We start from the raw sequence: 26,908 nt of genomic DNA on the forward strand, positions 1-26,908 counted from the left end.
ATATGTTACTAAGTGATTTGGGCGAAAAATGAGAGTAAGACAGTTATAGGCTCAAGGATGAAGCTCATCACACCACTTGCCCAGCTACCCAACCACTACTCCAAGCCCACTGAAAATTAAAGCCACCTAACCAACCAGTTACGTCCATCACTTCACCTACAAAATATAGGCCTTTAACTTTTTTGGCTTCCATGGTTTTTGATGAAAGCTCATCAGTATCAACGCCACCTAGTGTCACTTCAGCGGTGCGATAACCTTCGGTGCCGTTGGGTTTAAGTTGCCACTGATGAAAAGCAAGGGCAGCTTGTTCAAGTTGTTTGCCTTGATATTGTTTTAGTGGCTTGTTTTCAACCCCTAGGTACGGCAGGGCCGCTTGGACATAACGTTTGGGGTAGTGGCTTGAGAGTGCGGTACTGAGTTGTACATCAGGCTGGTTTTGCTGTGCTTTTTGCAGTTCTGCGAGTAGGTCGCCATTAGGAAATAAATCAAACTCAACACTTTGCCCCGGCTCCCAAAATGAGGATATTTGTAGCACGGCTGGGCCACTTAAGCCTCTGTGTGTAAAGAGAATATTTTCATTAAATGAGGTGTTATTGCAACTGGCACTGGCGTCTAACGAAATACCACTTAGCTCGGCGAGAACTTTTTTATCTTGTTCGTGCAAGGTAAAAGGCACTAGCCCTGCCCGCGTGGGTAACACCTTTAAACCAAATTGCTCTGCTATTTGGTAACCATAGGGACTAGCGCCAAGTTTAGGCATAGACAAGCCGCCCGTGGCCACCACTAATGATTCGCTTTGAAACTGACCTTTAACCGTATTCAGCTCAAACCCTGCTTCTGATTTCTGAACCGATAGAATTTCACACTGATTGGTAATGGTTACCCCTGCTTTTTTGCACTCGGCCAGCAGCATATTTAAGATGTCTTTAGCGCTGTCATCGCAAAAAAGTTGCCCTAGGGTTTTCTCGTGATAGGCAATGCCGTGCTCGCAAACTAACCCTATAAAATCCCATTGGGTATAGCGACTTAGGGCTGATTTACAAAAGTGGGGGTTGTTAGATAAAAAGTTTTCGTGACTGGCGTACATGTTAGTAAAGTTACAGCGGCCACCGCCCGACATCAGAATTTTACCTCCTAAGCGTTTGGCGTGGTCTAGCACGGTTACACTGCGCCCACGCTTAGCGGCCTCAATGGCACAAAACAATCCAGCCGCACCGGCCCCTATTACGATTACATCTACGTTTTTCAAAAGATTACTCACCCTATCCTCAAGGCTGAGATTATAAAGTATCTATTAGGGTTGCAGGTAGTTAAATTAGTTTAGCCTTACAGCCAACCATTTTGATGGGCTATTCTTGCCGCTTCCACACGATTTTTAGCATGTAATTTACTAGATGCTGATGACAAATAGTTACGCACTGTACCGGTAGATAAAAATAGCTTTTCGGCAATTTTTTCGGTGCTTAATCCATCTTTTGCTAAGCGCAGCGCATGCCGTTCTTTGTCTGATAGCGGGTCTTTTTCCATCCAAGACTCAACCATTAGTTCTGGCGCAATAGCCGTGCCTCCTTGATACACTTTTTGAATAGCGTCGATTAAGTCTTGAGAGGGGGAGTCTTTTAACAGGTACCCTTTTACCCCTGCATCCATGGCACGGCGTAAGTACCCACTTCTGGCAAAGGTAGTCAGAATAATGGTTTTACAATCTGCTTGGGTATCATGAAGTTGTTGTGCCAATTCTAAACCTGTCATATCGGGCATTTCAATATCGGTGAGAACTATGTCTACCTTTTCAGACTCTGGCGATTGCACATAATCAAAGGCTTGTTTACCGTTAGCACAGCTTTGTACCACATGCAGGTTATCTTCTAAGTCTAAGATAGTGGCCAGTGCATTGAGTAACATGGTTTGGTCTTCAGCCAATAATATATTGATGGGTTTCATCTTGATTAGTCCTTATCAACCACAGGTAAACTAACCTGGGTTAGTGTGCCCGCTACCCCTGCCCCACTTTTAATAGAGACAGAGCCATTTAAATGTTGAATGCGTTCGGTAATACCTTTAAGGCCATTGCCATGAATTTGAGTACTACCGATACCCACACCATTATCTTGCATACTCAGTATTATTTTACCGTTTTGCTGCATGATATTAGCCGTGACAGAATCGGCTTTAGCGTGTTTGATGATATTAGTCACTAACTCTCGCAGCACTATAGCTAACTCTTTATTGGCAGCTAAATCTAATTCAATATGCTGCTCATCTATGTTTTCAAACTCATAATCAAATTTAATATTTAGACTAGCGAATACATTTTTTGCATTGGCTAGTTCACTGAGTAAGTCACTGGTGCGGTAACCCGATACCACCTCTCGTACCTGGCTTAAGGCATTGCGAGATATATCTTCGAGTTGTTTTATTTCACTGCGCGCTTTTTCAAGGTCTTTATCTAATAACCGCCCCGCTAAATCTGCTTTAAGGGTAATCACCGAAAACGTATGACCAATTAAGTCATGTAGGTCTCGGGCAATGCGCTCCCGCTCTGCTACTTTGGCTAGGCGCTGGGTTTCTTTGCGCGACAAAATAAGCGCTTGCTTGTTTTCGTGTAAGGCATATTGATAAATATTTAATAAACCAATAATTAACGAAAACACCAAGGCAGGCAGAATAAAGTACAACTCAAAGCTAAATACCCAGCTTATTGAGGCAATCCAAATCAAGATAGCAGCGAGTACACTCAGGGCATACTTTATGGGCTTTAAGCGACTACAAAATGCGGCGGCATAAATAAACAAGGTACTAGCAGTGGCGGTAATCAGTGCTGAAAGGCTAGCTATCAGAATGATAGCCACAATATGATAGATAACAGTTTGGCCTTTCACCCAAAAGGCATGAAAATACAATGCTAAGAACGCAAAAGTGGCCAGCAACACCCAAACAAAATCCATCGGGTGTTCATTCAAAAAAGCAACAGGTACAAAAAATAACGGCAAATAAATCAGCCATACATAGGGAGAGCTTTGCTCATTGAGGTTTCGGGGCAACAACCAGCCGTCTATTTTTTGCAATAATCGCTTCATCACATTCACTCTAATATTTATAAATTGCTGTTCTAAAGCCTTCAATTAGTTCGCTTTTTTACGAGATGCTAAAACAGCAAACACATAAAATATACCACTAAACAGTCCTAAAATAAGTATGTGATTGGCAACCGAGCCCCCCGCATCTAACCCTACTACTTTCAATGCCAGTTGCGACAAATGATAAGGCGGTAAAAACTCAGCAAAAGACTGTAAAAACTCTGGCAGCATAGCAATAGGTATCCACAAGCCAGATAAAAACGACATAGGTAAGTACACCATATTAATTACCACAGGTGCGCTTTGTGCTTTTAAAGACAAGCCCAATGTTAGCCCTAACAAACAAAAGGGTAAGCCACCTAACACTAAGATTACAGACAACACACCTACTTGCGATAAGGTTAAGCTGATATCGGTAAGGCTTGCAGCCAACCCTCCTAGACTTAATAAAATCAGTATAGAAAACCCCATAGATACGAAAAGGCGACTTATCACCTGTGCCCCACCCGGCATAGGTGACGCCGATTTAATGTCTAACCAACCTTGCCCTCTTTCTATGGCTAAACCCGCTCCAAACGAAAATAACGCAGGCCCCATTACACCAAATACCCCGTAGGTACATAATAAGTAAGTAGCGGCCTGAGGGTTATGACCATTCATCAACACCCCGAAAAACACATAAAACAAACCAGGAAATGTAACAGCAGGCAATGCAAACGCAGGGTTACGGATAGATTTCAGCCATTCGTACTTAGTTTCTTGCCAATATACGTTTACGTGTTTGTTGAACGTCATTGTTTGATCATGATTAATATGTGATCCCATTGTTTCTCTCCTTAAATTTCAATTATTAGCTAAGTTGTTTAAAGGCTTCTTCTAGGCCTGCGCGCTCTACCGTGACGTCTTCTAAGTTAGGGTATGCGGCGAGTATCCCTTGCAAGCATTGGCTGGCATTACTGGTTTGAACTTCAATATATTTACCGCTTTTAGCGCAGCTCACTACACCATCAAACCCATCAAAGGCGGCGGCGTCTAAATCTGTACAAAAACGTATGGTGGTATGATTAACACTGGCTTTTATTGCTTCGCTGCTACCTCTTTTCACGACCTTGCCATCTTTTAACAATAAAATTTCATCTGCTAGGCTGTCGGCTTCTTGTAAATAATGGGTGGTAAGGACAATAGAGGTTCCTGTGCTTTTAAGGTCACGAATGGCCTGCCACATGCTTTGCCTAGACTCGATATCCATCCCTACACTTGGCTCATCTAAAAATAACAATTTAGGGTTACCACAAATACTTAACGCAAACAGTAAGCGCTGTTTTTCACCACCAGATAGCTTTTTAGAATACCTGTTTTGCATCTTTTCTAAGCCTGCGTAAGCAAGTACTTTTTCATAGGGCATAGGGTTAGGGTAATAACTTTGAAACAGGCGAATATGTTCTTTAATTTTTAAGGTTTCGGGTAAATTAGCCACTTGCAACATAGCGCCAGTTAAACGCTTAGCTTCTAAAGAACCCGCTTTAGCATTAAACAAACTGACATCACCCGAGTCATGATTAAGACGTCCCAATAGAATATTAATTAAGGTTGTCTTACCTGCCCCGTTCGCGCCAAGTATGGCAAGCACCTGACCCGAGCTGATCTCAAGGTCTACATTCGACAAAGCAGGTTTACCTTTGAAAGCTTTGGTTAACCCTTTAGCAAAGGCAATCATATTTTGTTGGGCCATGTGTGCACTCCGTTTTACTGTAATTAAGTCGCTGTAAATGATGGGTACACTATGAATCAAGCAAGAGCAGCTAGGCAGAGGCAAGTGTCATCAATTCAATATGACAAATGTCATGTTATGCAAAAAAACCTACAATTAAATGTCACAGTTTTTAAACTCGCCGTGCCTTAGAGATGTTGATTACATTCTTAAAAGGAACACACAATGTTTAAAATGACTAAAGCTAAAAAGGCAGGGGTTTTACTAAGATTTGTGGCTGTGTTTATAGCCACTGTTATTTTTCAAATAGCGGTGAATTCAAAAGCTTTCGCTGGCGAGCAAACTGCGTCTCATAATCAATTTAGAGTTGAAGTTTCAGGCGCTGGGCGACCTATTATTTTAATTCCGGGTTTAATGTCTGACAGCCGCATTTGGGATTCATTAGCCAGCTCTCTGTCCACACACTATGAACTACATAAGATTAGCGTGGCAGGTTTTGCAGCAACACCCGCGGTTACTGAGCCCTCTATTACAGAGCTTAAAACCCAACTTTTATCTTATATCCACCAGCGTAGACTCCATAAACCTATCATAATTGGCCATAGCTTAGGCGGGTTTATGGGCTTGTGGTTGGCATCAAGTTCGCCTAATGGAATAGGCCCGGTGATTTCGGTAGATGGCCTACCTTTTATTGGCCCAATATTCACTCGCAGCAACGACACCACAGTGCAAAGCCTAGCGGCTCAAGCCCAGCAAATTAAACAAATGTATTCGAATATGTCGCAGCAACAGCTTATCGAACAGTCTCGTTATAGCCTGTCAGTACAAGCCAGCACAGATGCAGCAAAAGCTAAGGTAATGGCTATGATAGAAACCTCTGACCCCACTACCTCAGGCTATGCGATTCACAGTTTAATGAGTCATGACTTACGCCAAGATATTGCCAACATCAGCTCACCTGTTTTATTGTTAGGGGCATCGGGAGGGTTTGACTCCGACTCACAAAAAACCATGGTAGAAACCTTGTACAAACAACAGTTAAGTCATTTACCACATGCTCAATTGACGATGAATACTCAGGCTCGGCATTTTATTATGTTTGATGATCCACTATGGCTTAACCAACAAGTTATTCAATTTTTAGGGGCGCAACTATGAATGCCACTATTAGCCCAGCTTTAGATAACAAACAACAAGATTTAAATCATGACGTAAGCCTTGCGCAAGGTGGCGATCAACAAGCTTTCTCTCGTTTAATTAAGCACACTCAAAACCTTGTATCTAGCATTGCATTATCCATAGTGAAAGATTTAGATAATAGCGAAGACGTTACCCAACAAGTTTACATAGGTGCATGGCAAAATATTACAGAACTAAAAAATGGCGACAGCTTTTTACCTTGGTTAAGGCAAATGACCCGCTACAAAGCTCTTAATTTTCTTCGCGATAATAAGGTACGTCAAAAAATTGAGGGTGAAGAAGCCGACCAAATACTCGCGCAATTTTGTGATCCCAAATTAGCCATAGATGACAATATACAGCGCACCCAATCCAACCTGATAATACAGAACTTTATAGACAAGCTACCCGATGAAAGCCGCGAACTAGTGTTGCTTTACTACCGTGAAGAACAATCTAGCCAGCAAGTGGCTAGGCTTTTAGAGTTGAGTGAAGCGAATGTGCGTAAAAAACTGTCTCGTGTTAGGCAATTACTGCAAAAACAAATAATGGGCAAGTATGGGCGCTTACTACTGAGTACCGCTCCTGCTGCTGGGTTAAGTGGCTTAATTTTAGGAGCCATTACAACCAGTAGCCCAGTGGCGGCAGCAACTATTAGCTCGGTAAGTGCCAGTTCAAAAACTGGGGTGCTACAAAAAATCGGGCTACTTTTGGGTGGCTCTATGATAGGTGCTTTTTTTGCGATTATTGCGATTCGTTTGAGTACTAAGCCGCTATTAAAGAAAGCCACAAGTGATGAGGCTAAACAGCAAATTTTAAGTTATAGGCGCAACATAACCATTTGGATTATCTTTAGCGCGGTTTTACTTACTATAGGGTATGAATTTACAACAGGTTGGTGGGGACCTGTCTCGGCATTTAGCATTTTTGCAGCGGGTATCTTATTTCACAGTAACAAAATGCAGACATTAATAGCACAACAAACACTAGCGGAGCCTAGTATAGATACCAAAGAAATATCCCATCAAAAGTTTCAAGCCTTATGTGGTTTTTGGGGGAAATATTTGGGGTTATTGTCAGGTTTCTCTGGGTTAATTTATGGCTTGGTGTCTAGTGGCAGATTATCCTTTTAAATAAGGGTGTTTGCATATGCTATTCGCCACTGTAGGCTAGTCACAAAAAAATAAACGAGATAAATATGATTGAAACTTTCACGGCTACAGATAACAAGGTGCGCTGTAAATGGTGCGCGGCAACTCAACAATACCTAGATTACCACGACAATGAATGGGGCTATCCTGTCGTTGATGATCAACGCCTATTTGAAAAAGTTTGCTTAGAGGGTTTTCAGTCAGGACTTAGCTGGTTAACGATTTTAAACAAGCGAGAAAACTTCAGGGCCGCATTCGCTAATTTTGACTTTAACCAAGTAGCTCAATTCACTGAGCAAGATGCAGAGCGGTTAGTATTAGATGCAGGCATTATTCGCCACCGCGGTAAAATAAACGCTACTATCAATAATGCTAAAAAAGCCCAACAGATAATCAAAGAATTTGGCTCTTTAGCTGCCTATTTTTGGCAATATGAACCTAAACGAGATGAATCAATAGAGCCAGAGGTATTGGCGACCTGCGACGAGTCCATTGCTTTATCAAAGGATCTTAAAAAGCGTGGCTGGAAGTTTGTTGGCCCCACCACTATGTACGCCTTAATGCAGGCCATGGGCATGGTGAATGACCACGCCCTGACTTGTATAAGCCATGCTAAATCGAAAAAACTTCGTGAAGAATTTATACGACCTACAGCTCTATAGTATTAGCAATATAATCTTACTGAGATAACAGCGTGTTTATATCCGAAATGAGGTAATCCATCGACGCACTATTCAAGCCATTATAAATGCCGCGAATATGGCGATTTTTATCAATCAATAAAATACTTTCGGTATGTAAAAAGTCGTTAGTATTTTGAATGTTTCCTAAATCTTCACTGGCAAAATAGGCACTTTTAGCTAAAGAATAAATACTCTCTTTCTCACCCGTCACTAAATACCAATGGCCACTTTTTATATCATGTTCATCGGCATAATCTTTTAGTAAGTCAATAGTGTCGGAAGTGGGGCGAATAGAGTGCTGCAATATTTTCACATTGGCCGTATCTAGATAAGTTTCTTGCACTTTAGCTAGCTTAGAGCGAATTTTAGGGCAAATTCCTGGGCAGGTACTAAAGAAAAATCCCGCTACATACACTTTGTTTTTAAAGGTTTGTTCAGTAACTGTATTTCCATCTTGATCGGTAAAACTAAACGCCGGGATTCGATGAAAGTCTTCAAGTTCTGAGCTGTTGGCTTCTAACCAGCGGGGCGAGAAATCTTGGCTATCATAGTAAGGCAGTGACTCTGCGGCATGCAAACTTACAGCACCTAACACCAAACCGCTAAATATTATTATTTGCTTGAGATTGATAATAACTAGGTGTGATAACTTCATTTTCCAACCCAACACAGCTATTCGCTTTTTTAAGCCCATATGTACGCCCATTTCTATATTCAAAATTAGAAGACAACTTGCCGTTTTCTCGCCAAGCTTGCTGCAAACCAACAGGTTTACCTTTTTTGTAATTAAATCGTTTGAACTTTGCGCCACTTTTATACCAGCGCCAAGCCTCACCTTCTGGCTTGCCTGAAATATAAAAAAATTCTGAACGTGGCTTACCATTAACCCACCAGCTGCAAGTGATGCCTTCTCGCTTTCCAGCTTTATAGAATGATTCGTAACCCAATACGCCATTATCAAACCATTTTTTAGCGTGCCCCTCTCGTCGACCTTTTATAAACTGGTCAGAACTGGCTATTTTGCGGTTTTGATAGTAACTGACCATTTCCCCTGTAAAAGGACGCTTTAGGTACATCCTCAGGCCTTGTTTGTTTAGACTAACCTCTGACTTGTCTACAATTAAAGCTCTATTAAACAAGCCCTCAGGGCCCGTCAGTATTAAAACTAAAGCAACCAACAACAAAAATACGGCAGTTACCCCATGGCGTTTATTAACCCGAATGTTAAATAAAACACCGCCATTAAGGTTTGGCGTTCTAGTTAATATCACTCGGTGTGCCCTGGAAATTACCTGGGAAAATCAAATAGTAATCGCCATTTAAATATTGCTCATTAGAAATATGATAGTGATATTCGCCGTCTGTAGTCTCAGAATGTAGCGTTAGCCCCACATGACCATTTGACTCATCTAGATCAGTTGGGTATTCACCTGTCTCGTAACTTCTGCGCCCATAAATAAAGAACCCATCTGCCATTATGCCCACTAAAGAATCATCATCATAAGAAATCGCTTTGGGCTCTAAATGATAATGGTAAGTTTGTGGTCCAGTGTGAGCTCCATTGCGGTCAAACCCTTGGATAACCCCAAGAGACACATCGCCATTACCTTCTGAATCATTAAATATGGGTGCCCCGCTTATGGCGATACCAATAGCACCCAGTGGTGTAGCCGAAGAGGTTGCTGCTAATTCAGGGGCCACTGATACAGTTAGGTCAAAATCATTGATATAATCTTCGATATCTCCAGGGGATCTTTGTTGGTCAAACAAGTCTGGGTCTTCTGCTTCAACGTACAAACCACTGGCATTGCCAGCGTCCCAATATGAAGAAGTATGGTCGGGTTTACCCGCAGATTCTAAAGAAACCGTGCAACCATCTTCAGACAAAATAACAGTGACATTTGGTGCGGCAACAAATTCAAGAAACGCACTTGAAAGCTCAGTTACAGGAGCGTCACATTCTGTTGTGGCGGTTCCGGTGGCGTCATCATCGTTAAATACAAGGTCTACTCCTTGGTTGTCTGCTGAACTTCCTCCGCAGCCGACCATGATCAGTAATAAAAAAATGTTACCGATTAAAAAGAAATAATATTTAGAATTTGCCATTAATCTCCCCCGTTCTGAGAATGCTTTATTGCCAGGATAAGTCAGCCAATGTATCAGTATATGAGGGAGTACATTGTGCAAATACTGAGGAACGAACTCACTAACAAGCTTACATGACAGATTACTCTGAAGTGGTATGAATTAGGTAGATATCAAAACGATTAGCTTTGCCTGCCATTTCAACATCTGGTTTTTTATTGGCTAAATAAGGCGCCCCTGCCGGGCGTTTTACAACAACCCGCTTTTTAGCCAGAGCCAACGCTGGCGCTAGCAGTAAATCGGCATCTTCATCTGGCCCTAATAATTGCTGAAATAAGCGCATTTCCTTTTTAACTGCTGCACTTTTTTTACGATGGGGAAACATAGGATCTAAATACACTACATCTGGATGAATGCCTTGCCAATTAGCTAATAACTCTGTGGCTACCCCATGGTGTAATTGCATTTTTTTAGGTAGCCAAGTACTCAACTCTGAGTCAGTAGCTGCTCGATTTAAACCGTCTTGCAACAGTGCCGCCACTATTGGTGAGCGTTCAATCATATCGACCCTACATCCAAGGCTAGCTAATACAAAGGCATCGCGCCCAAGACCCGCCGTAGCATCTAATACACGCCATATTTTCTGACCTTTTAAACCAATGGCTTTGGCGACTGCTTCACCTCTACCACCTCCATGTTTGCGTCTATGAGTGGCGGCATTAGAGGCAAAATCTACGATTACCGCGCCGACTTTAGGCTCATCAAGTTGTCTTAGCTCAAGGTGGGTCGATTGTTGAAACAGTGCCAAACCTTGTTCTGCAGCGGCTTTAAACTCTAGCCGCCATGTTTTAGCAGTTTCTTGAGCTTGGGCAACTAAGGCCTCACATGCATCAATAGGTACGGTAACAGGTACACTGTGTTCTGTTTGGAGGTTATGCATGACCAAAGTGCTCTTTGTTGCCTAACCAGCGGTTAATAATAGCTTGGGCGTTTGATGGGTATTGTTGCCACAAATGATCCGCAATGTTTTGGACTTGTGGAATAAGCTCAGCGTCTCGAATTAAGTCTGCAATTTTCAAATCAGCCAGACCTGTTTGTTTAGTCCCTAATAACTCCCCAGGGCCGCGTATTTCTAAATCTTGCTGCGCGATATAAAAACCGTCGTTAGACTCTCTTAACACAGCCAAACGTTTATTGGCAGTTTTTGACAAAGGGCTTTGGTACATCAGTACGCAGTGACTTTCAACAGACCCTCGACCTACCCTGCCACGTAACTGATGCAATTGTGCAAGCCCTAAACGCTCTGGGTTTTCAATAATCATTAAGCTTGCGTTGGGTACATCTACGCCCACTTCAATAACTGTGGTAGCCACCAGTAAATCTAAGTCCCCTGCTTTGAACTCGTCCATAATTGTTTGTTTTTCGTCAGACTTTAAGCGCCCATGCACTAAGCCAACTTTGAGTTCAGGTAACGCAGTTCGTAACAAAATGGCAGTATCTTCAGCGGCTTGGCTTTGCAGAAATTCTGACTCATCTATTAGGGTACATACCCAGTAGGTTTGCCGCCCTTGCTCAACACTGACATCGCGCACTCGGTTAATGACCTCATCACGGCGAGAGTCTGGCAAGACTACGGTTTTCACAGGTGTACGCCCTGGTGGTAACTCATCTATGACCGAGGTATCTAAATCGGCATAGGCGGTCATGGCTAATGTTCTAGGAATAGGCGTAGCCGTCATAATCAACTGATGGGGAAATGCGCCTTGAGACTCGCCTTTTTTACGTAATGCTAAGCGCTGCCCTACGCCAAACCTATGCTGCTCATCCACAATCACTAAAGCAAGTGACGAAAACTGTACCGTGTCTTGAAAAATAGCATGGGTGCCTACCAACATTTTGATTTCGTTATTGGCAAGTTGCGAGAGTACTTTTTCTCTAGCTTTGCCTTTTAACTTACCAGCTAACCACCCTATTTCGATACCTAAAGGTTCAAACCATTGTCTAAAATTACTGGCATGTTGCTCAGCTAATAATTCGGTAGGCGCCATCAGCCCCACTTGATATCCAGCAGCAATCGCAGATAACGCCGCCAATGCTGCAACTAAGGTTTTACCAGAGCCTACATCACCCTGCACTAAGCGCATCATAGGTTGATTTTGCTGCATGTCCTCTTGTATATCTGTAGTAACTTTCAATTGTGCGTTAGTGGGCTTAAAGGGTAGGTTACCCAAAAATTGATTAAGTAGACTTGCCGCAGGGTGAATGGGATAGCTTGCTTGTTGCCGACTTTGCTGGCGCACTTTTAATACACTCAAATGGTGAGCAAGCAATTCTTCAACCACCAAACGTTGTTGCGCAGGGTGTTTGCCCTCTTCTAACAAGCTTAAGGTGACATCTGGTGATGGCCTGTGCACCAAGTGCAAAGCTTCTATCAAGCTAACTTGGTGTTGATATAGACCTTCAGGCAACAACTCAGCTAAGCCACCTTTATCCAAAAGCTTTAAAGCTTGGTCAGTCAAATTTCGCAAGGTTAGCTGCTTAATACCTTCGGTGGCGGGGTATACTGGAGTCAGTGACTCTTGCATGGAGTCTGGCTTATCAAGATCAATAGACTTATATTCAGGGTGCATTATTTCTAAGCCAAATTTACCGGCTTTAACTTCACCAAAGCAGCGAATAGTTGAGCCTATTTGCAGGTTGTTTTTTTGTGCAGCTGAAAAATGAAAAAATCGTAAAGTGACTGTGCCCGTGCCATCACTTATTCGTACCACCAGCATGCGTTTGCGGCCAAACTGAATATCGCACGACATCACCTCACCTTGAATACTGGTATGCAAATGCGGTTGTAAATCACTAATGGGATAAATGCGGGTGCGATCTTCGTATCGATGAGGCAAGTGAAAAAGTAAATCTTGAACCGAAACGATCGACAGTTTCGTGAGTTTTTCAGCCGCTTTGCTGCCCACACCTTTTAGCTCTGTGATTGGCTTTTGCGCTAGCCCTAACATTGCCTGTCCATAAACCTTTGATTAAAAGTCATTATACTAATAATACAAAACAACCAACAAACCTCATTCATCAATTAAGCCGCCAATCATCAAAGAAATGCCGCAAATTCGCAAGTAATACCCTCGCTAGTTAGCGACCTTATTAAAATCACAGCAAATAAAACTAGAAATTAAAGATTACTCTGTAGCAAATACTTGCTAATCTAAAATTGCTTAGCCCATTTAAAGTGAGCAATTTTATGTACAGACAGCGACCAAATAGGGATTGAATGAATAACGCTTTAGTACAAAACACCAAATATCGACGAGATATTATGCGTGCATTGGCCTTATTTACCTTCACGGGCGGCTTACTATTTTGTACTCTCAACTTCATTAGAGGCTTATATTTTTTAGCTGCTTTAGAACTCGCCTACAGCCTATTTTCTATTTTTTTATGGTTCATCATTCCTAAAACTCCACATTTATCTCGTTGGATTTTATGGTACATAATCCCATTTTTTATAGTGATGATGTTTGCTCTATCTTTACCCGCGACTTCTGATGCAATCTTTGTATGGGTATTAACGATTCCGCTCTTGGCTTATCTATTATTAGGTCGCAGACTAGGGTTTTGGGTGTCATTAATCTTTATATTTTTAGGCATTATTGCGTATCATTTGAGATTTATAGACAGTAGTCATTCCTTCTCACTAAATGCTGCAATCTCAATAAACATAACCTTAAGTGCTTTGCTAGTAATGATCATTGCGCACGTATATGAACTAAATAGAGACAAAAATGAAAATCGTCTTATCGAATTAGCAGGTACTGATCAACTCACCGGCTTGCCTAATCGCATGAAGCTAGATACAAGCTTTCAGCACATTTCTTCTTTAGCCAAACGGCATAAAATAGATTTCACTCTAATCTTAATTGATATTGATTTTTTTAAAAGCATCAATGACCAATACGGCCATGATGTAGGTGATGAGGCATTATGCTACATAGCTAATTTTTTAAATAAAAATGTAAGAGAAAGTGATTTTTTAGCTCGATTTGGCGGCGAAGAATTTGCATTATTTATAACAAGTACCGAGCCAAACCAAGCCAATCAACATGTAGAAAATATAAGGGAAATGCTCTCCCAGTCACCTTTCTTAAATGGAGATATTACAATAAATATCACCTTAAGTGCGGGCCTTGCCACCTATGGTAAAGACGGAACAAATTTAGAATCTCTATTGAAAAAAGCCGACGAACGTTTGTATCAAGCCAAGCACAATGGCCGCAACTGTATCGTTTTTGATTAACCAGAATGTTGCAATTGTTGCCACCAGGTTTCATCTGCTTCTATGCCACCCTTAGTATTAATATAAGGGTAAGCTAATCCCTTACGATCACAGATGTTTTTGAAGTTTGGAAAGCCACCAGCAAATAATGTACGTTGGCAGGTTTCTTCATCCAGTAGTGGTTTTTCATACATCCCTGCAAGCTGCCGTTGGCGCTGAGCCTCATATAAGATTAATGCCGCGGCAACAGATACATTTAACGACTGCACCATACCCACCATAGGAATAATAATTTCTTTGTCTGCCAGAGACTTAGCTTGGGCACTAACACCTAGTTTTTCTTGACCTAAAAGAATAGCCGTTGGCTTGGTGTAATCAATCTCCCGAAAATCGACTGCAGCAGGACTAAGGTTAGTCACCAAGATTTGCATATTCTGCTGCTTTAAAACATCAACTGCACTGTCGATACTTGGATGAACTTGAGTTTCTACCCAATGTTCGCTGCCCATAGCAGTCGCTTTTAACATGGCGCTTTCTTTTAATCCTGACGCACTTTGTGGACTGTCTGGATCTTGAGAACAAACAGCATGCACTTTATGTATACCCACTGCATCACAACTACGCACAATCGCTGAGGCATTATGTGGTTTATAGAGTTGTTCTAAACATACAGTCAGGCTGGGTTGCCTCAAAGCGAGAAGCTGCCGAATACGAGCATAGCGCTCAGGGGACATACGAGAATGAGAAGTCATTTGGGATGATTACATTTTACTATTTTAAAGGTCATATAAAGCAACACCTGTAGGATTAAAAACTCACTCGTAGGCGTTGCTTGTCAGGCATTGAAGTGGTTTATTCAGGTAATTCCATTACGCCATCAATTTCTATTTGCACGGCTTTAGGTAATGCACTAATTTGTACAGCAGCTCTTGCAGGATATGGTTGAGCGAAATATTGACTCATGATTTCGTTAACCATGGCAAATTTTGAAAGATCGATTAAAAAGATATTCACTTTAGCTAAATCATTTACCGTGCCACCCGCCGCTTCGCATACAGCTTGAATATTCTTAAATACTTGATGGGCTTGTTCTTCGAAGTCTTCAGAAATAACTTCCATAGTTTCAGGAACAAGAGGAATTTGCCCTGATAAATATACTGTAGTACCGCTTTTTACTGCTTGGCTATATGTGCCGATCGCTTGCGGCGCCTTGTCTGTATGAATAACCGACTTAGACATAATGGTTTACCTTTTTTAAAATTATGATTTGTGAATACTTTGTTTGTTAAGTTTGGCTTGGCTGTGTCTTGAAACTCGCTGAACCTCTGGCATAGTACGTATTTTGCGCATCACATTTGCTAATTGCAGACGATTCTGAATCATTAACTCAATATCAATGTAATAAACGTTACTTTCTTTTTCTTCAGTTTGTAGGCTGACAATATTAGAACCACAACGGGCGACTGTATTAGTTAATGTTGCCAACGTACCTTGATGGTTGACTAACTCTACGCGCAATGAAGTGTGAAATTCACCTTTAACATCCTCATCCCATTTCATTATCAGAACGCGGTGAGGCTCTTCTTTACTCAGTTTACGAATATTGCTGCAACCATTTTGATGGATCACCATGCCTCTGCCTGGGCTAAGTATGGCAACAATTTCATCATCAGGTATGGGGTGACAACAGCGAGAGAAAGAAACTAATAAGCCTTCAGTGCCTCGAATGGCAACATTACCTTGCTTGTCGATGTTAGTGTTTTCTCCTAACAAACGTCTGGCAACAATCGCGCTAAGCTCATTACCTAAGCCAATGTCTGCCAACAACTCGTCAAAGTTATTATGCTTGGTTTCCAACACCACTCGATCAATGTCTTCTTTTGACACGTCATCTAATTTAATTCTACCTAATGCATGCCTCAGCAACCTATTACCCATCACCACGGCTTCTTCTGCGCGCTGATTTTTAAGGTAGTGGCGAATATTAGAACGCGCTCTCGCCGTAACGACAAAGTTCAACCAATTCGCATTGGGTTTAGCTCTTGGAGAGGTTATGATTTCAACAGTTTGGCCGTTCTCTAACGGTTTACTAAGTGAAAACGGTCGCCTTTCAACCTTGACCCCAACACAGCTATTGCCAACATCTGAATGCACCGCATACGCAAAATCAACAGCCGTGGCCCCTAAAGGCAATTCAATGATCCGACCGTCTGGAGAAAATACGTAAATTTCTTCTGGGAAGAGATCTGTCTTAACATTTTCAATAAATTCAAAAGACGAACTGGCACTTTGTTGTAATTCAATTAAAGACTGCATCCATTTGTGAGCACGCACTTGAGCTGTAGTACCAGAGTTATCAGTATCATCTTTATATAACCAATGGGCAGCAACACCTTTGTCGGCCATATGATCCATATTTTCGGTGCGAATTTGAATTTCAACAGGGATACCATGAGGACCAATCAAAGAGGTATGTAAAGACTGGTAGCCATTTAGCCTAGGAATGGCTATGTAATCTTTAAAGCGACCTTCAATGGGTTTATACAAACCATGCATAGCACCTAGTGCTCGATAGCAATGATCAACCGACTCAACCACTACCCTAAAAGCGTAAATGTCCATGACTTCATTGAACATCAACTCTTTGTTTTTCATTTTGCGATAAATAGAATAAAGATGTTTCTCGCGGCCTAGCACAAGGGCATTAATTGCAAAATCTTTTAGGCGAGATTCCACTTCTTTACGAGTGTTTTCAATAATTTCTTTTCGATTGCCTCTAGCCTGTTTAACCGCTCCCATTAATGCTCTATGCCTTAAGGGATACATGGCTTGAAAGCCTAAGTCTTCGAGTTCATTTTTAATAGCATGAATACCCAACCTGTGAGCTATAGGCGCATAAATATCGAGAGTTTCACGGGCAATTCGGCGACGCTTATCAGGGCGCAAAGAGCCCAGTGTTCGCATATTGTGGGTTCGGTCAGCTAGCTTGATTAAGATAACACGAATATCTTGTACCATAGCCATCATCATTTTTCGGAAATTTTCGGCTTGGGCTTCGAGCTTGTTGCTGAAGTGAATTTTATCTAACTTACTGACCCCCTCAACCAACTCACCTACCGTCAGGCCGAACTGCTCACTGAGGTCGTCTTTACTATGATGGGTGTCTTCGATTACATCATGTAATAACGCAGCCATGAGAGTCTCATGGTCAAGACGCATATCCGCTAAAATACCAGCAACCGCAACCGGATGAGTGATGTAGGGATCACCACTAGAACGCATCTGGCCACTATGAGCATCTCTAGCCACAACAAACGCACGTTGAGTATCCGCAACCTTGTCGGGCGGCAAATAAGATTCGAGCTTTTGTTTAAGACCCTCAAAGAGATACACAGCTAATACTTTCTATTAATGGATGAATAATCTAAGAATACGGGTAATTTCGGGGGATGCCAACGGCAATAATTAAAATTATCAGAAATGTCTGAAAAAGCTAAAAATACTTACCCCAAGTTGTACGCGAAACATACAATGAGGTAAGTACCTAACAATAACATTTTAATATTTTCAGCCTTGCATTTTAAGGCTGGCAAACAATCAAAAAATTTTATTGCTCTGCAAGAATATTAGTTACTGAATCAAACTCTGCTTGGTCTTGTGCTTGTTGATCACGTAAAGTATCTGCTTCTAGTGTATCAGCAGTCACTAAACCTTCTTCAATTTCACGCAAGGCAACAACTGTAGGCTTATCAGTGCCACGTGCTACCATAGGCTCTTTACCTTCAATAGCAATTTGGCGAGCACGACGAGCAGCCACTAATACTAAATCAAATCTGTTGCCAACTTTATCTACTGCGTCTTCAACTGTTACGCGGGCCATGATGATCTCCGTCGATGGTAATATATAAAAAAAGGTCGCGTAGTGTACTGGCTAACGCGACAGTTTTAAAGCTATTTGATCGAGTATTGACTAATTATCCGTCAATAAATTATCAAATAAGCTCTGATAGCGAATAATTTGCTTCTCTTTTCGCAAGCGCCTAGTGGTCACTATGGCATCTAGTTCATTTAAGGCAGCCTCAAAATCATCATTCACCACAATAAAATCAAACTCATGATAATGAGATATCTCTGATACGGCTTTTGTCATTCGCTCAGCGATAACTTCTGCCGAATCTTGCCCTCTTTGAGTTAATCTTCTTTGTAACTCTTCTTTAGAAGGTGGCGCGACAAAGATAGTTGCCGTATCAGGGATTTGTGCTTTGACTTGCCTAGCGCCTTGCCAATCAATATCTAAAAACACATCAATGCCTTTAGCAAGGGTCTGTTCGATTATGACTCTAGAGGTACCATAATAGTTACCGAATACCTCAGCCCATTCAAAGAATGCATTTTCAGCAATTAAGGCTTCGAACTCAGCATGGTCAACAAAATGATAATGCACCCCATCAACTTCACCAGGCCTAGGTGCCCGAGTTGTATGGGATACCGATACCTGCATGGCATTATTATGCACACCTGTGGTTTGATGTTTTTCTAATAGGGCTTTGATTAGGCTAGATTTACCGGCCCCTGAAGGCGCAGCAAGAATAAATAGATTTCCAAGAGTTTGAGGCATTTTTATCTTTTAGCTATTAATTGTTATGTCGCAGTTAGTTGGCAATGTTAGCATAGTCTCTATCAAGGGCCGAGTGTCCAGGTTTAATTAGTCTCAATAGGTAGCAATATGAACGACAGCCAATATCATCAAATGACCGATGACTTACTTATCGACATCGAAGAAATGTTAGATGAATGCGAAGTGGATATTGATTATGAATCAGCCGGCAGTATTCTCACCATGACATTTATAAATGGCACAAAAATTATCATTAATAAGCAACCGCCATTACAACAATTGTGGATGGCGACTAAATTTAATGGCCACCATTTCAACTTTCAAAATGATCAGTGGATTGATGAACGCACCGGTGTTGAATTTTGGTCATTCTTAGATGAAGCCATATCTAAACAAGCTGAAACAACAGTCAATCTTAGAAAATCATAAGAGCCTTAACCATGAGTCAAGAATTGTTACCTTACGTAGAAGTTAATCCTACCCAAACACCTACAGCCACTGTCATTTGGTTACATGGCTTAGGGGATTCAGGAAACGGCTTCGCGCCAATTGTTCCAGAGTTAAAACTACCTGAAGATTTAGCGGTTCGCTTTGTTTTCCCCCATGCGCCAACACGCCCCATCACCATTAACGGTGGCATGGCCATGCGCGCTTGGTACGACATAGCAAGCATGGACTTTAATAACCGAGCTGATAGCAAAGGCGTGAGAGAGTCAGCCGCTCAGGTTGAAGCCCTCATTGAAGCTGAAATAAGTAATGGCATACCGGCGAGTAAGATTGTTTTGGCGGGTTTTTCACAAGGTGGTGTAATCGCGGCTCACTTAGGCACTCGATATAAAAACTCTCTAGCAGGCATAATGATGTTATCTACTTATATGAGTGAGCCAAATACATTAGCCGCTGAAGCAAGCGATCCCAACAAAGCCACACCTATTTTTGTAGCCCATGGAACTCAAGATGAAGTCGTCCCTATTATGATGGGGAAAAGTGCAGTTAAGGTATTAGAAAGTAACGGTTATGCCACTTCGTGGCATGAATATGCAATGCCTCACAGTGTTTGCAAGCAAGAGATAGACGACATATCAATTTGGTTACAGCAAAGACTAAACTAAGTACCACTCACCATTTTTATAAATTTTATAAGGGCTGATTTTATCTCAACTATATTGAAGCTATCCGTAGCTTCGATAAGTTGCAGAGCAAAATCAGTTAAAGGCTTAGATTGATATTTTTCGGCCACTTCTAATAACTCATTAGCAAATTTAGCGATGTCACTTAAGTTATTACGTTGCTTGAGCTGCTCACACCTAACTAAAAATGTATTGTTCAGCTCAAGTAACAATTCATCACTAAATCCAAGCTCGCATTCAAGTTTTGGCCCTAATGGGCTGTAGCTATAACTTAAATGTTTTTGCAGTTCCGCTATTAATTCTTGTTTTAAAACGGGTTTACGTAAGTATCCAATAAAGTTTTCTCTTCGTTGACGTTCATAATCATCACGCATGACTGATGCTGTTAACGCCACGACTGGAAGCGCTGGATGCGATAGTTTTATCTGATTCGCCGCTTCATATCCATCCATAACTGGCATGCGAATGTCCATAAGAACCAAGTCGAAGTGGTGTTCATGACTCATATCTAGCGCTTGTTGACCATTAACAGCTTGCATACACTCGATATTTAAACCCTTGAAAATTTCGATTAACAAATTTCTGTTATCTGCAATATCATCAACCACTAAGATTCGAGCACCATTAAATACAATATCTGCAGGTGCAGTTTGCGCTACTTCTGATGCAGGGCTCTCATCGACTGCCATAATATCGACAGACTTCAAATAGATCGAAAAACAAGAGCCTTGATTGGGCTGGCTAGTAACAGATATTTTACCCCCCATAAGCTCTATCAAACGTTTACTGATGGTTAAACCAAGCCCAGTTCCCCCATACTCCCTAACACTTTGCCCCTCGTGTTGCTGAAAGCTCTCAAAAATATGCTCCAGCATATTAGACTCAATACCAATACCTGTGTCTTCGACATCAATCCGTAAATCTAACTTGCTATGAATGTCATTTTCGTTCTCTGCAGCCACTCTCAAGGTTACACTTCCAGACTCTGTAAATTTTACTGCATTACCTACAAGGTTAAACAACACTTGCCTAATTCGTGTTGAGTCCAGTAATAGGGCATGAGGTATCCTTTTGTCTATGTCCAACAAAAAATCTAACCCTTTAGTGCGTACACTCATTGTAAAAACGTTACCGATTTCATCAAAAATATTGTGAGGGTTACACGCCTCTTTAGAGATATTAAGCTTGCCTGCTTCAATCTTTGACAAATCTAAAATGTCATTTATCAGCAGTAGTAAAGAATTTCCGGCCGACCTAATCGTTGAAACAAAAGATTTGAGTTTAGAATCTTGGAGCTGTTCATGTAACAACTCGGTAAAGCCAATAATCGCATTCATTGGGGTACGAATTTCATGGCTCATATTGGCCAAAAATTCTGACTTTGCTTTATTTGCAGATTCAGCATGGTTTTTTGCTTGCTGAAGATCTCTTTCCATAGAGACTCTTTCATTTAAGTTAACAATAATGTGTAACCAAGCATCTTCATTGTGGTATTGAATCGCATTTATGGATAGCTGCCCCTCAATGGTTTGACCATCTAACGTTGTGATTTGAGTTTGCTTATCAAACGTATCTTGGTTTTTGCCTTGATAAAAGCGAGCACTAGAAATAGAGCTAATGTTATCTGTTGGCAAAGCAAGGGATTGAATAGCATTTTCATTAGCCATAACAAGCATGTTTGTTGTCGCATCTACCACATACACAATAACCGGAATATTATTGATAACTACAGATAGATTACGCTCACTTTGCTTTAACGATAACTCAGTCATTGCCCTGAGGCAGACTTCCTTTTTTAAGCGCCGATTCCAAAAAAACACTATTGAAATAATCAATATTGCCACCACAACCACTGCTAGAATAAGCTTGTAATCTGTTTTAACTAAAAACTCTTTATCACCCCAACGATCCAAAATTTGCTGTTTCTCGACCGTATTCACACTTGCCAATACTTTATTTAATATTGGGACTAACGGGGCTAAGTTTGGGTGTACTACAAAGCTAAGTTCTAAGGTGTATTCAGTTTTCCCAACCACTTGTAAGCTTGTATAGCCATTTTCTGCTATTAAATAGTTAACCTGAGCTAGCGGCCCAATAAAAACATCGGTTTTCCCTAAATATAGGGCCTCTAATCCCGCTTTTGCTGACTGCATTAATTCAAACTGATTATTGGGATACCGTTCTATTAAGGCTGCTGTACTTGCATAATCATCTATTAGACTAATCCTACGATCCAACACATTATCAACGTTATCTACATATTGATGTTCATTTCGCATCACAATAACAAACGGACTTTGGATGAAACTGTCAGTAAATAATAAATGTTGGTAAGGTCGATATGTGCGGGCAGCGATACCGATATTAATGTCATTTGATAACATTAAAGCTGAGCTTTCTTTCCAGCTATTTGTCATAACCTGCGTGAAGTCAATATTCAGTGTTTTCGCGACGATATTATAATACTCAGGCAACATACCTTGGTGCTGACCATTTTCGTCGATAGACTCAAACGGCATCCAGTTAGGATCAGCAACATACACAAGATTATCATGCTCAAGCAGCCAAGCCTGCTCTGACTTTGTCAGCTCTATCCGAGGTTTGTTTTTTGAATGTCGTTCAATACCCCACTTATCGATGAGTCTATTAAACTTATCCCCTCTTATTTGAAGTAAAGCCCGATTAATAATGCCAACCAAAGGTTGGTAGTCGTCTCTAACTGCTATATGTAAAGACGCAGAAGGTAAATTAGGAAGAGATTTAAAGGGAACAACACTAGTTATATTTTGCTTATCCAACAAGTAAGCAATCACAGAATAAGAATCAAATAATACATCTGCCTTTTTATTTATAATAAAATCGATGGCTTGCATGGGAGAATCAACATAAACAAAACGTATGTTAGGGATTTGTTGGCGAATTTCATTCTCCATGGCAGCATCTCGCACAATTGCTAATCTTAAACCGTTGAACTGTTCAAAATCCGAAGCTTCAATGTCATCACGAATAAAAAAATAATTTAAGAGCTGAAAATAGGGTGACGAGAACAATAAATTTGGTAAGCGACTCGGTGTTTTAAAAACTGCGGCTAATAAATCATTGTCTTTCTCTTTAACACTAATTAATGCGTTTTCCCACACATCTGTATTAAAAGAAAACTGCAATCCAGTTAACTTACCTATTTCTTTCAATAAGTCATAGCTCAAACCGTCATACTGTTGCTGTCCATTTTGAAACTCAAAGGGTGCCCATGCATAATCACCTACAACATTAATGACCGGATGTTCTTCAATCCACATTTTCTGTTGCTCTGTTAAATCTAACTCTGCGGATTGCTGCGGGTTAAGTCGATTAAACCAGCTGTTTTGAATATCACGATGTTGTTTAGACGTGATCGCATCCAAGCCTTTTTGAATAATACTAGCGAGTTCAGGAGAAGCTTTACTTGATGCAATATGTAGTGGGTTTTTACCTAAATGACGAGCTGATTTAAAGGGCGTTATAGTGTTAATCCCTTCTCGCTCTAAGATGTACACAAGTGCGCCATAAGTATCAAATAGTAAATCAGCTTGATTCTCTAAAACCGCATCTATAGCCGCGGTCATAGTAGGTACTTCAATCAAAATAATACTTGGAAAATGCTGTTGAATAACTTGCTTGTGTGCAAAGCCAGATGGCATAGCTAAGCGCAAACCATCTAAATCATCCAATGAACTAGCCTCTAAATCTCTGCGAATAAAAAAATAATCTAACGCTTCAAAATAAGGGCGAGAGAAAAATAAGAACTCTTCTCTTTCGGGCGTTTTGTACGTGGCAGCTAAGATCTGTATTTTATTATTTTTCGCTTTATGCAGGTTAACTTGCCACTCATCAATCATGACACGGTAATTCAAGCCAGTATACTTACCGATAAGCTGTAAATAATCCCAAGCAATACCTTGATAATTGCCATGCTCATCAGTGAAGTCAAATGGAGCCCAATCAGGGCCTCCACCTACAATTACCTCAGGATGGTTTTGAATCCAAGTTTGCTCTGCTTGCGTTAACGGTACTTGCTTAACCGACTCTGCCCGAGCTTGTTGCCAAACAAGCCCTAAGAAACAAAGCGAACAAATCCAATAACGAAGGGCCATATTATTGATTCATGATCTTTAGAAACTCAGGTAAATGATCAACTAAAATATCGACTAAAAAAGGATCAAAATGTTTACCGCTATTCTGTTTGATATATTCCACTGCATCATCAACTGTCCACGCACTTTTATATTGGCGTTTATGAGTTAAGGCATCAAAGACATCTGCTAAAGCTACAATTCGTCCAAAAATGTGAATTTCGTCACCTTTCAACCCTCTTGGATATCCGCTGCCGTCCCATTTTTCGTGATGTTGATGCGCAATAATAGCGGCAGCAGTTGTTAAGCGTCGCTTTGAATTTTTTAATAACTCATAACCTTTCTCGGCATGAGTTTTCATTATTGTCATTTCAGCTTCGGTAAGCTTGCCTGGTTTATGTAAAATTTCTTCAGGAATAGCAATTTTACCAATGTCATGCATGGGAGAAGCTAAAAATATACTATTGATTTCCTCTTCACTTAAGTAATCAACATATCTAGCCAATAACTTGCTGGTATCAGCAACGCGCTTGATGTGCTGCCCTGTTTCATCTGAGGTTGATTCCATAACTTCCATCAAGATGTAAATCATTTCACATTGGTTGTCTTCAATTTCCTGAGTTAACCGCTTTGCTTGAAGGTTTGCTTTGACTTCAACCTCATTGGTACGGTCTTTCAAGATTTGTTTCGACACAGCCAACTCTACATGAGTTTTGACCCTAACTAAGAGCTCATTGGCATGAAATGGCTTAACAATATAATCGACACCACCTACTTGAAAGCCTTTAGATATTGCATCTACGTCCGCCTTTGCAGTTAAAAATATTACGGGGGTATCTTTTACATGGTCTAATTGCTTGATTTGAAGGCAGACATCATAACCATTAATTTTTGGCATCATAATATCTAATAAAATAAGATCAAATGCGTTACTTTTGATGAGTTCTAATGCTTCTTCTCCATCCGAAGCAAAAGAAAACATATAGCTTTCTTCTTTTAGAATATTCATTGCAACCTGAATATTTTCAGATACATCGTCTACAATCAGAATATGTACGTCTTTACCGCTCTTCAAAATCAGTTCCCTGCCACTATAATAAAGCTAATGCACAATTTTCCGTCAGTTTACAACATTACTAAAATATTTAAAATTCTTAATATAATCAAATTGATAGCCTTATCATCGAATGAATTACCTTAAAAGCGAGTTAAGTTCGCCACACCACTCTAAAAATAGCGCTATACCTGTGATAAATATGTGATGAAATCATATTGGTCACACTCCGGTTTACTTCAACAAGATAAGTAAACTAACCGGAAATCCCATGAACAAATTTTTAAAAACTATCAGTATATTAGTGTTTGCTCTATTCGCCCTGCCCGCTTTATCTGCCGACAGTGCAGTAAAAACCGGCATTTTTAATAATACCGCCATAGAAGGCTACGATACCGTAGCTTATTTCACCCACAGCAAGCCTGTGAAAGGTAGTGACCGATTTACATTCATTTGGCGTGATGCTGAATGGCGTTTTTCTAATGAAAAAAACCTAGAAATGTTTAAACAATCCCCCGAAAAATATGCGGCCCAATATGGCGGTTATTGCGCATGGGCCATGGCCTCAGGTAAAACGGCAAGTATAGATCCCAAGATTTGGTTTATAGAAAACGGTAAGTTGTATTTGAATTACAACAAAAAAGTCCAAGAAGACTGGTTTAGCGACCTAGAAGCAGACATTCTTGCTGCTGATCAAAAATACCCAGAAGTCACCGACGTTAGAAAATATCAATAACCTTTATGTCACCTTTTAAAAACAGCCTGTAAATACGGGCTGTTTTGATACCAATAAATAATTGAAATTTGTTTTTAGCCATGCCGCCGCCGTCCTGATAAGATCCCCAACATAGAATCAAATTTACGATCACTAGATCACCGTTATTTAGGGAGTGTTATGGCCACCCGCATTATCCGTATCGCAACACGCAAAAGTGCCTTAGCGTTATGGCAAGCCGAATATGTTAAAGCGGCATTATTAAAAGCTCACCAAAACGTTCAAGTTGAGTTAGTACCTATGAGTACTCAAGGGGATAAAATTCTTGATACTCCTTTAGCTAAAATTGGTGGTAAAGGCTTATTTATTAAAGAGCTAGAAATTGCCATGAACGAAGGTAGGGCTGACATTGCCGTGCACTCCATGAAAGATGTGCCAGTTGATTTTCCTGAAGGCTTTGGATTACACGCGATTTGTGAACGAGAAAACCCGTTTGATGCCTTTGTATCTAACACGTTTATCGATTTGGCATCGCTACCTCAAAATGCTGTAGTGGGGACTTCTAGTTTACGTCGCCAATGCCAATTGCGAAAAATGCGCCCAGATCTGATTATCAAAGATTTACGGGGTAACGTGAATACACGCTTAGCCAAACTAGATGCCGGTGAATACGACGCCATCATACTGGCAGCGGCAGGCTTGATTAGACTTGGCATGTTAGAACGAATTCGCTATGAAATTCCCGCTAACGAATCTTTACCGGCAGTAGGCCAAGGGGCTGTAGGTATAGAATGTCGCAATGATGATGCACAGCTTATTAAGCTTTTAGCGCCACTTAATCACCCAGAGACAGCAACCCGAGTTCGTTGTGAGCGAGCCATGAATGCTAAGCTAAATGGGGGTTGCCAAGTACCTATTGGCAGTTTTGCTACCTTAGAACAACAACAAATCACCTTAAAAGGCCTAGTTGGCTCTACAGATGGCACCACCCTACTTCACGCCACTGCAACAGGCACACTCGAGCAAGCAGAGGCAGTGGGGGAGCAAGTAGCACAGCAGTTACTTGATCAAGGCGCTGGCGAAATACTTGCAGCTCTACACGCAGAATAAG

Annotated in this window: 25 protein-coding genes; 8 read left to right on the forward strand and 17 right to left on the reverse strand. The window is 41.0% G+C overall.

Annotated features, from left to right (window positions below):
- Positions 1 to 67: 67 nt before the first annotated feature.
- From ABJE44_RS03205 to ABJE44_RS03225, 5 genes are all read right to left on the reverse strand, one after another.
- Positions 68 to 1,249, reverse strand: coding sequence for an NAD(P)/FAD-dependent oxidoreductase (locus ABJE44_RS03205; protein WP_348109929.1), 1,182 nt, complete (start codon positions 1,247 to 1,249; stop codon positions 68 to 70).
- A gap of 77 nt (positions 1,250 to 1,326) precedes the next feature.
- Positions 1,327 to 1,944 carry a response regulator transcription factor gene (locus ABJE44_RS03210; protein WP_348109930.1) on the reverse strand — a complete coding sequence of 206 codons (618 nt, stop codon included), beginning with the start codon at positions 1,942 to 1,944 and terminating at the stop codon, positions 1,327 to 1,329.
- 5 nt (positions 1,945 to 1,949) lie between these two features.
- Positions 1,950 to 3,125 carry a sensor histidine kinase gene (locus ABJE44_RS03215; protein ID WP_348109931.1) on the reverse strand — a complete coding sequence of 392 codons (1,176 nt, stop codon included), beginning with the start codon at positions 3,123 to 3,125 and terminating at the stop codon, positions 1,950 to 1,952.
- Complete coding sequence (locus ABJE44_RS03220) at positions 3,126 to 3,905, reverse strand: ABC transporter permease (RefSeq protein WP_348109932.1); 780 nt, start codon at positions 3,903 to 3,905, stop codon at positions 3,126 to 3,128.
- 25 nt (positions 3,906 to 3,930) lie between these two features.
- Positions 3,931 to 4,812: an ABC transporter ATP-binding protein gene (locus ABJE44_RS03225; protein WP_348109933.1), complete on the reverse strand. Its 882-nt coding sequence runs from the start codon at positions 4,810 to 4,812 to the stop codon at positions 3,931 to 3,933.
- A 204-nt stretch (positions 4,813 to 5,016) separates the two neighbouring features.
- Here ABJE44_RS03225 and ABJE44_RS03230 point away from each other — a divergent pair, with 204 nt between their 5' ends.
- From ABJE44_RS03230 to ABJE44_RS03240, 3 genes are all read left to right on the forward strand, one after another.
- Positions 5,017 to 5,949: an alpha/beta hydrolase gene (locus ABJE44_RS03230; protein WP_348109934.1), complete on the forward strand. Its 933-nt coding sequence runs from the start codon at positions 5,017 to 5,019 to the stop codon at positions 5,947 to 5,949.
- Entirely contained in the window at positions 5,946 to 7,103 is a 1,158-nt protein-coding gene (locus ABJE44_RS03235) for a sigma-70 family RNA polymerase sigma factor (RefSeq protein WP_348109935.1), read from the forward strand. Before ABJE44_RS03230 ends, ABJE44_RS03235 begins: the two co-directional genes overlap by 4 nt.
- A gap of 65 nt (positions 7,104 to 7,168) precedes the next feature.
- Positions 7,169 to 7,783: a DNA-3-methyladenine glycosylase I gene (locus ABJE44_RS03240; RefSeq protein ID WP_348109936.1), complete on the forward strand. Its 615-nt coding sequence runs from the start codon at positions 7,169 to 7,171 to the stop codon at positions 7,781 to 7,783.
- A 16-nt stretch (positions 7,784 to 7,799) separates the two neighbouring features.
- Here the strand turns inward: ABJE44_RS03240 and ABJE44_RS03245 are convergent, their stop codons facing one another.
- From ABJE44_RS03245 to recG, 5 genes are all read right to left on the reverse strand, one after another.
- Positions 7,800 to 8,459, reverse strand: coding sequence for an SCO family protein (locus ABJE44_RS03245; protein ID WP_348109937.1), 660 nt, complete (start codon positions 8,457 to 8,459; stop codon positions 7,800 to 7,802).
- A complete protein-coding gene (locus tag ABJE44_RS03250) occupies positions 8,407 to 9,075 on the reverse strand; it encodes a toxin-antitoxin system YwqK family antitoxin (protein ID WP_348109938.1) in 669 nt (222 codons plus the stop codon). Before ABJE44_RS03250 ends, ABJE44_RS03245 begins: the two co-directional genes overlap by 53 nt.
- Positions 9,062 to 9,910 carry a YHYH protein gene (locus ABJE44_RS03255; RefSeq protein WP_348109939.1) on the reverse strand — a complete coding sequence of 283 codons (849 nt, stop codon included), beginning with the start codon at positions 9,908 to 9,910 and terminating at the stop codon, positions 9,062 to 9,064. The genes ABJE44_RS03250 and ABJE44_RS03255 overlap by 14 nt, the downstream gene beginning before the upstream one ends.
- A 121-nt stretch (positions 9,911 to 10,031) precedes the next feature.
- Entirely contained in the window at positions 10,032 to 10,829 is a 798-nt protein-coding gene (locus tag ABJE44_RS03260; protein ID WP_348109940.1) for a class I SAM-dependent methyltransferase, read from the reverse strand.
- Positions 10,822 to 12,897 (reverse strand): ATP-dependent DNA helicase RecG, encoded by a 2,076-nt coding sequence (recG, locus tag ABJE44_RS03265; protein WP_348109941.1) that lies wholly within the window; start codon positions 12,895 to 12,897, stop codon positions 10,822 to 10,824. The genes ABJE44_RS03260 and recG overlap by 8 nt, the downstream gene beginning before the upstream one ends.
- A gap of 269 nt (positions 12,898 to 13,166) precedes the next feature.
- On the opposite strand from recG, the gene ABJE44_RS03270 reads away from it, so the two are divergent.
- On the forward strand, positions 13,167 to 14,189 hold the full coding sequence (locus ABJE44_RS03270) for a GGDEF domain-containing protein (protein WP_348109942.1): 1,023 nt from the start codon (positions 13,167 to 13,169) through the stop codon (positions 14,187 to 14,189).
- Here the strand turns inward: ABJE44_RS03270 and trmH are convergent.
- The 5 genes from trmH to gmk all read right to left on the reverse strand — a co-directional run bounded on the left by trmH (position 14,186) and on the right by gmk (position 18,786).
- Positions 14,186 to 14,902: a tRNA (guanosine(18)-2'-O)-methyltransferase TrmH gene (gene trmH, locus ABJE44_RS03275; protein ID WP_348109972.1), complete on the reverse strand. Its 717-nt coding sequence runs from the start codon at positions 14,900 to 14,902 to the stop codon at positions 14,186 to 14,188. The two genes, ABJE44_RS03270 and trmH, sit on opposite strands and share 4 nt — an antisense overlap.
- A 118-nt stretch (positions 14,903 to 15,020) precedes the next feature.
- The gene (locus tag ABJE44_RS03280) at positions 15,021 to 15,407 is read right to left on the reverse strand and encodes a RidA family protein (protein ID WP_348109943.1); all 387 of its coding nucleotides are present in this window, start codon (positions 15,405 to 15,407) and stop codon (positions 15,021 to 15,023) included.
- 21 nt (positions 15,408 to 15,428) lie between these two features.
- Positions 15,429 to 17,561, reverse strand: coding sequence for a bifunctional GTP diphosphokinase/guanosine-3',5'-bis pyrophosphate 3'-pyrophosphohydrolase (spoT, locus tag ABJE44_RS03285; RefSeq protein WP_348109944.1), 2,133 nt, complete (start codon positions 17,559 to 17,561; stop codon positions 15,429 to 15,431).
- Positions 17,562 to 17,775: 214 nt separating this feature from the next.
- Entirely contained in the window at positions 17,776 to 18,048 is a 273-nt protein-coding gene (gene rpoZ / locus ABJE44_RS03290; RefSeq protein WP_348109945.1) for a DNA-directed RNA polymerase subunit omega, read from the reverse strand.
- 90 nt (positions 18,049 to 18,138) lie between these two features.
- A complete protein-coding gene (gene gmk / locus ABJE44_RS03295; RefSeq protein ID WP_348109946.1) occupies positions 18,139 to 18,786 on the reverse strand; it encodes a guanylate kinase in 648 nt (215 codons plus the stop codon).
- A 108-nt stretch (positions 18,787 to 18,894) separates the two neighbouring features.
- Here gmk and cyaY point away from each other — a divergent pair, with 108 nt between their 5' ends.
- Entirely contained in the window at positions 18,895 to 19,215 is a 321-nt protein-coding gene (gene cyaY, locus ABJE44_RS03300; protein WP_348109947.1) for an iron donor protein CyaY, read from the forward strand.
- Between the two features lie 11 nt (positions 19,216 to 19,226).
- On the forward strand, positions 19,227 to 19,898 hold the full coding sequence (locus tag ABJE44_RS03305; protein WP_348109948.1) for a carboxylesterase: 672 nt from the start codon (positions 19,227 to 19,229) through the stop codon (positions 19,896 to 19,898).
- Here ABJE44_RS03305 and ABJE44_RS03310 read toward each other — a convergent pair.
- Positions 19,895 to 24,049 carry a transporter substrate-binding domain-containing protein gene (locus ABJE44_RS03310; protein WP_348109949.1) on the reverse strand — a complete coding sequence of 1,385 codons (4,155 nt, stop codon included), beginning with the start codon at positions 24,047 to 24,049 and terminating at the stop codon, positions 19,895 to 19,897. The genes ABJE44_RS03305 and ABJE44_RS03310 overlap by 4 nt on opposite strands.
- Position 24,050: 1 nt before the next feature.
- Complete coding sequence (locus ABJE44_RS03315; RefSeq protein WP_348109950.1) at positions 24,051 to 25,103, reverse strand: HD domain-containing phosphohydrolase; 1,053 nt, start codon at positions 25,101 to 25,103, stop codon at positions 24,051 to 24,053.
- A gap of 250 nt (positions 25,104 to 25,353) precedes the next feature.
- Here ABJE44_RS03315 and ABJE44_RS03320 point away from each other — a divergent pair, with 250 nt between their 5' ends.
- Both ABJE44_RS03320 and hemC read left to right on the forward strand, forming a co-directional pair.
- Positions 25,354 to 25,818: a YHS domain-containing (seleno)protein gene (locus ABJE44_RS03320; RefSeq protein WP_348109951.1), complete on the forward strand. Its 465-nt coding sequence runs from the start codon at positions 25,354 to 25,356 to the stop codon at positions 25,816 to 25,818.
- Between the two features lie 159 nt (positions 25,819 to 25,977).
- The gene (gene hemC, locus ABJE44_RS03325) at positions 25,978 to 26,907 is read left to right on the forward strand and encodes a hydroxymethylbilane synthase (protein ID WP_348109952.1); all 930 of its coding nucleotides are present in this window, start codon (positions 25,978 to 25,980) and stop codon (positions 26,905 to 26,907) included.
- Position 26,908: the final 1 nt, after the last annotated feature.

The sequence above is a fragment of the Paraglaciecola sp. genome (assembly GCF_039942875.1).
GTDB lineage: Bacteria > Pseudomonadota > Gammaproteobacteria > Enterobacterales > Alteromonadaceae > Paraglaciecola.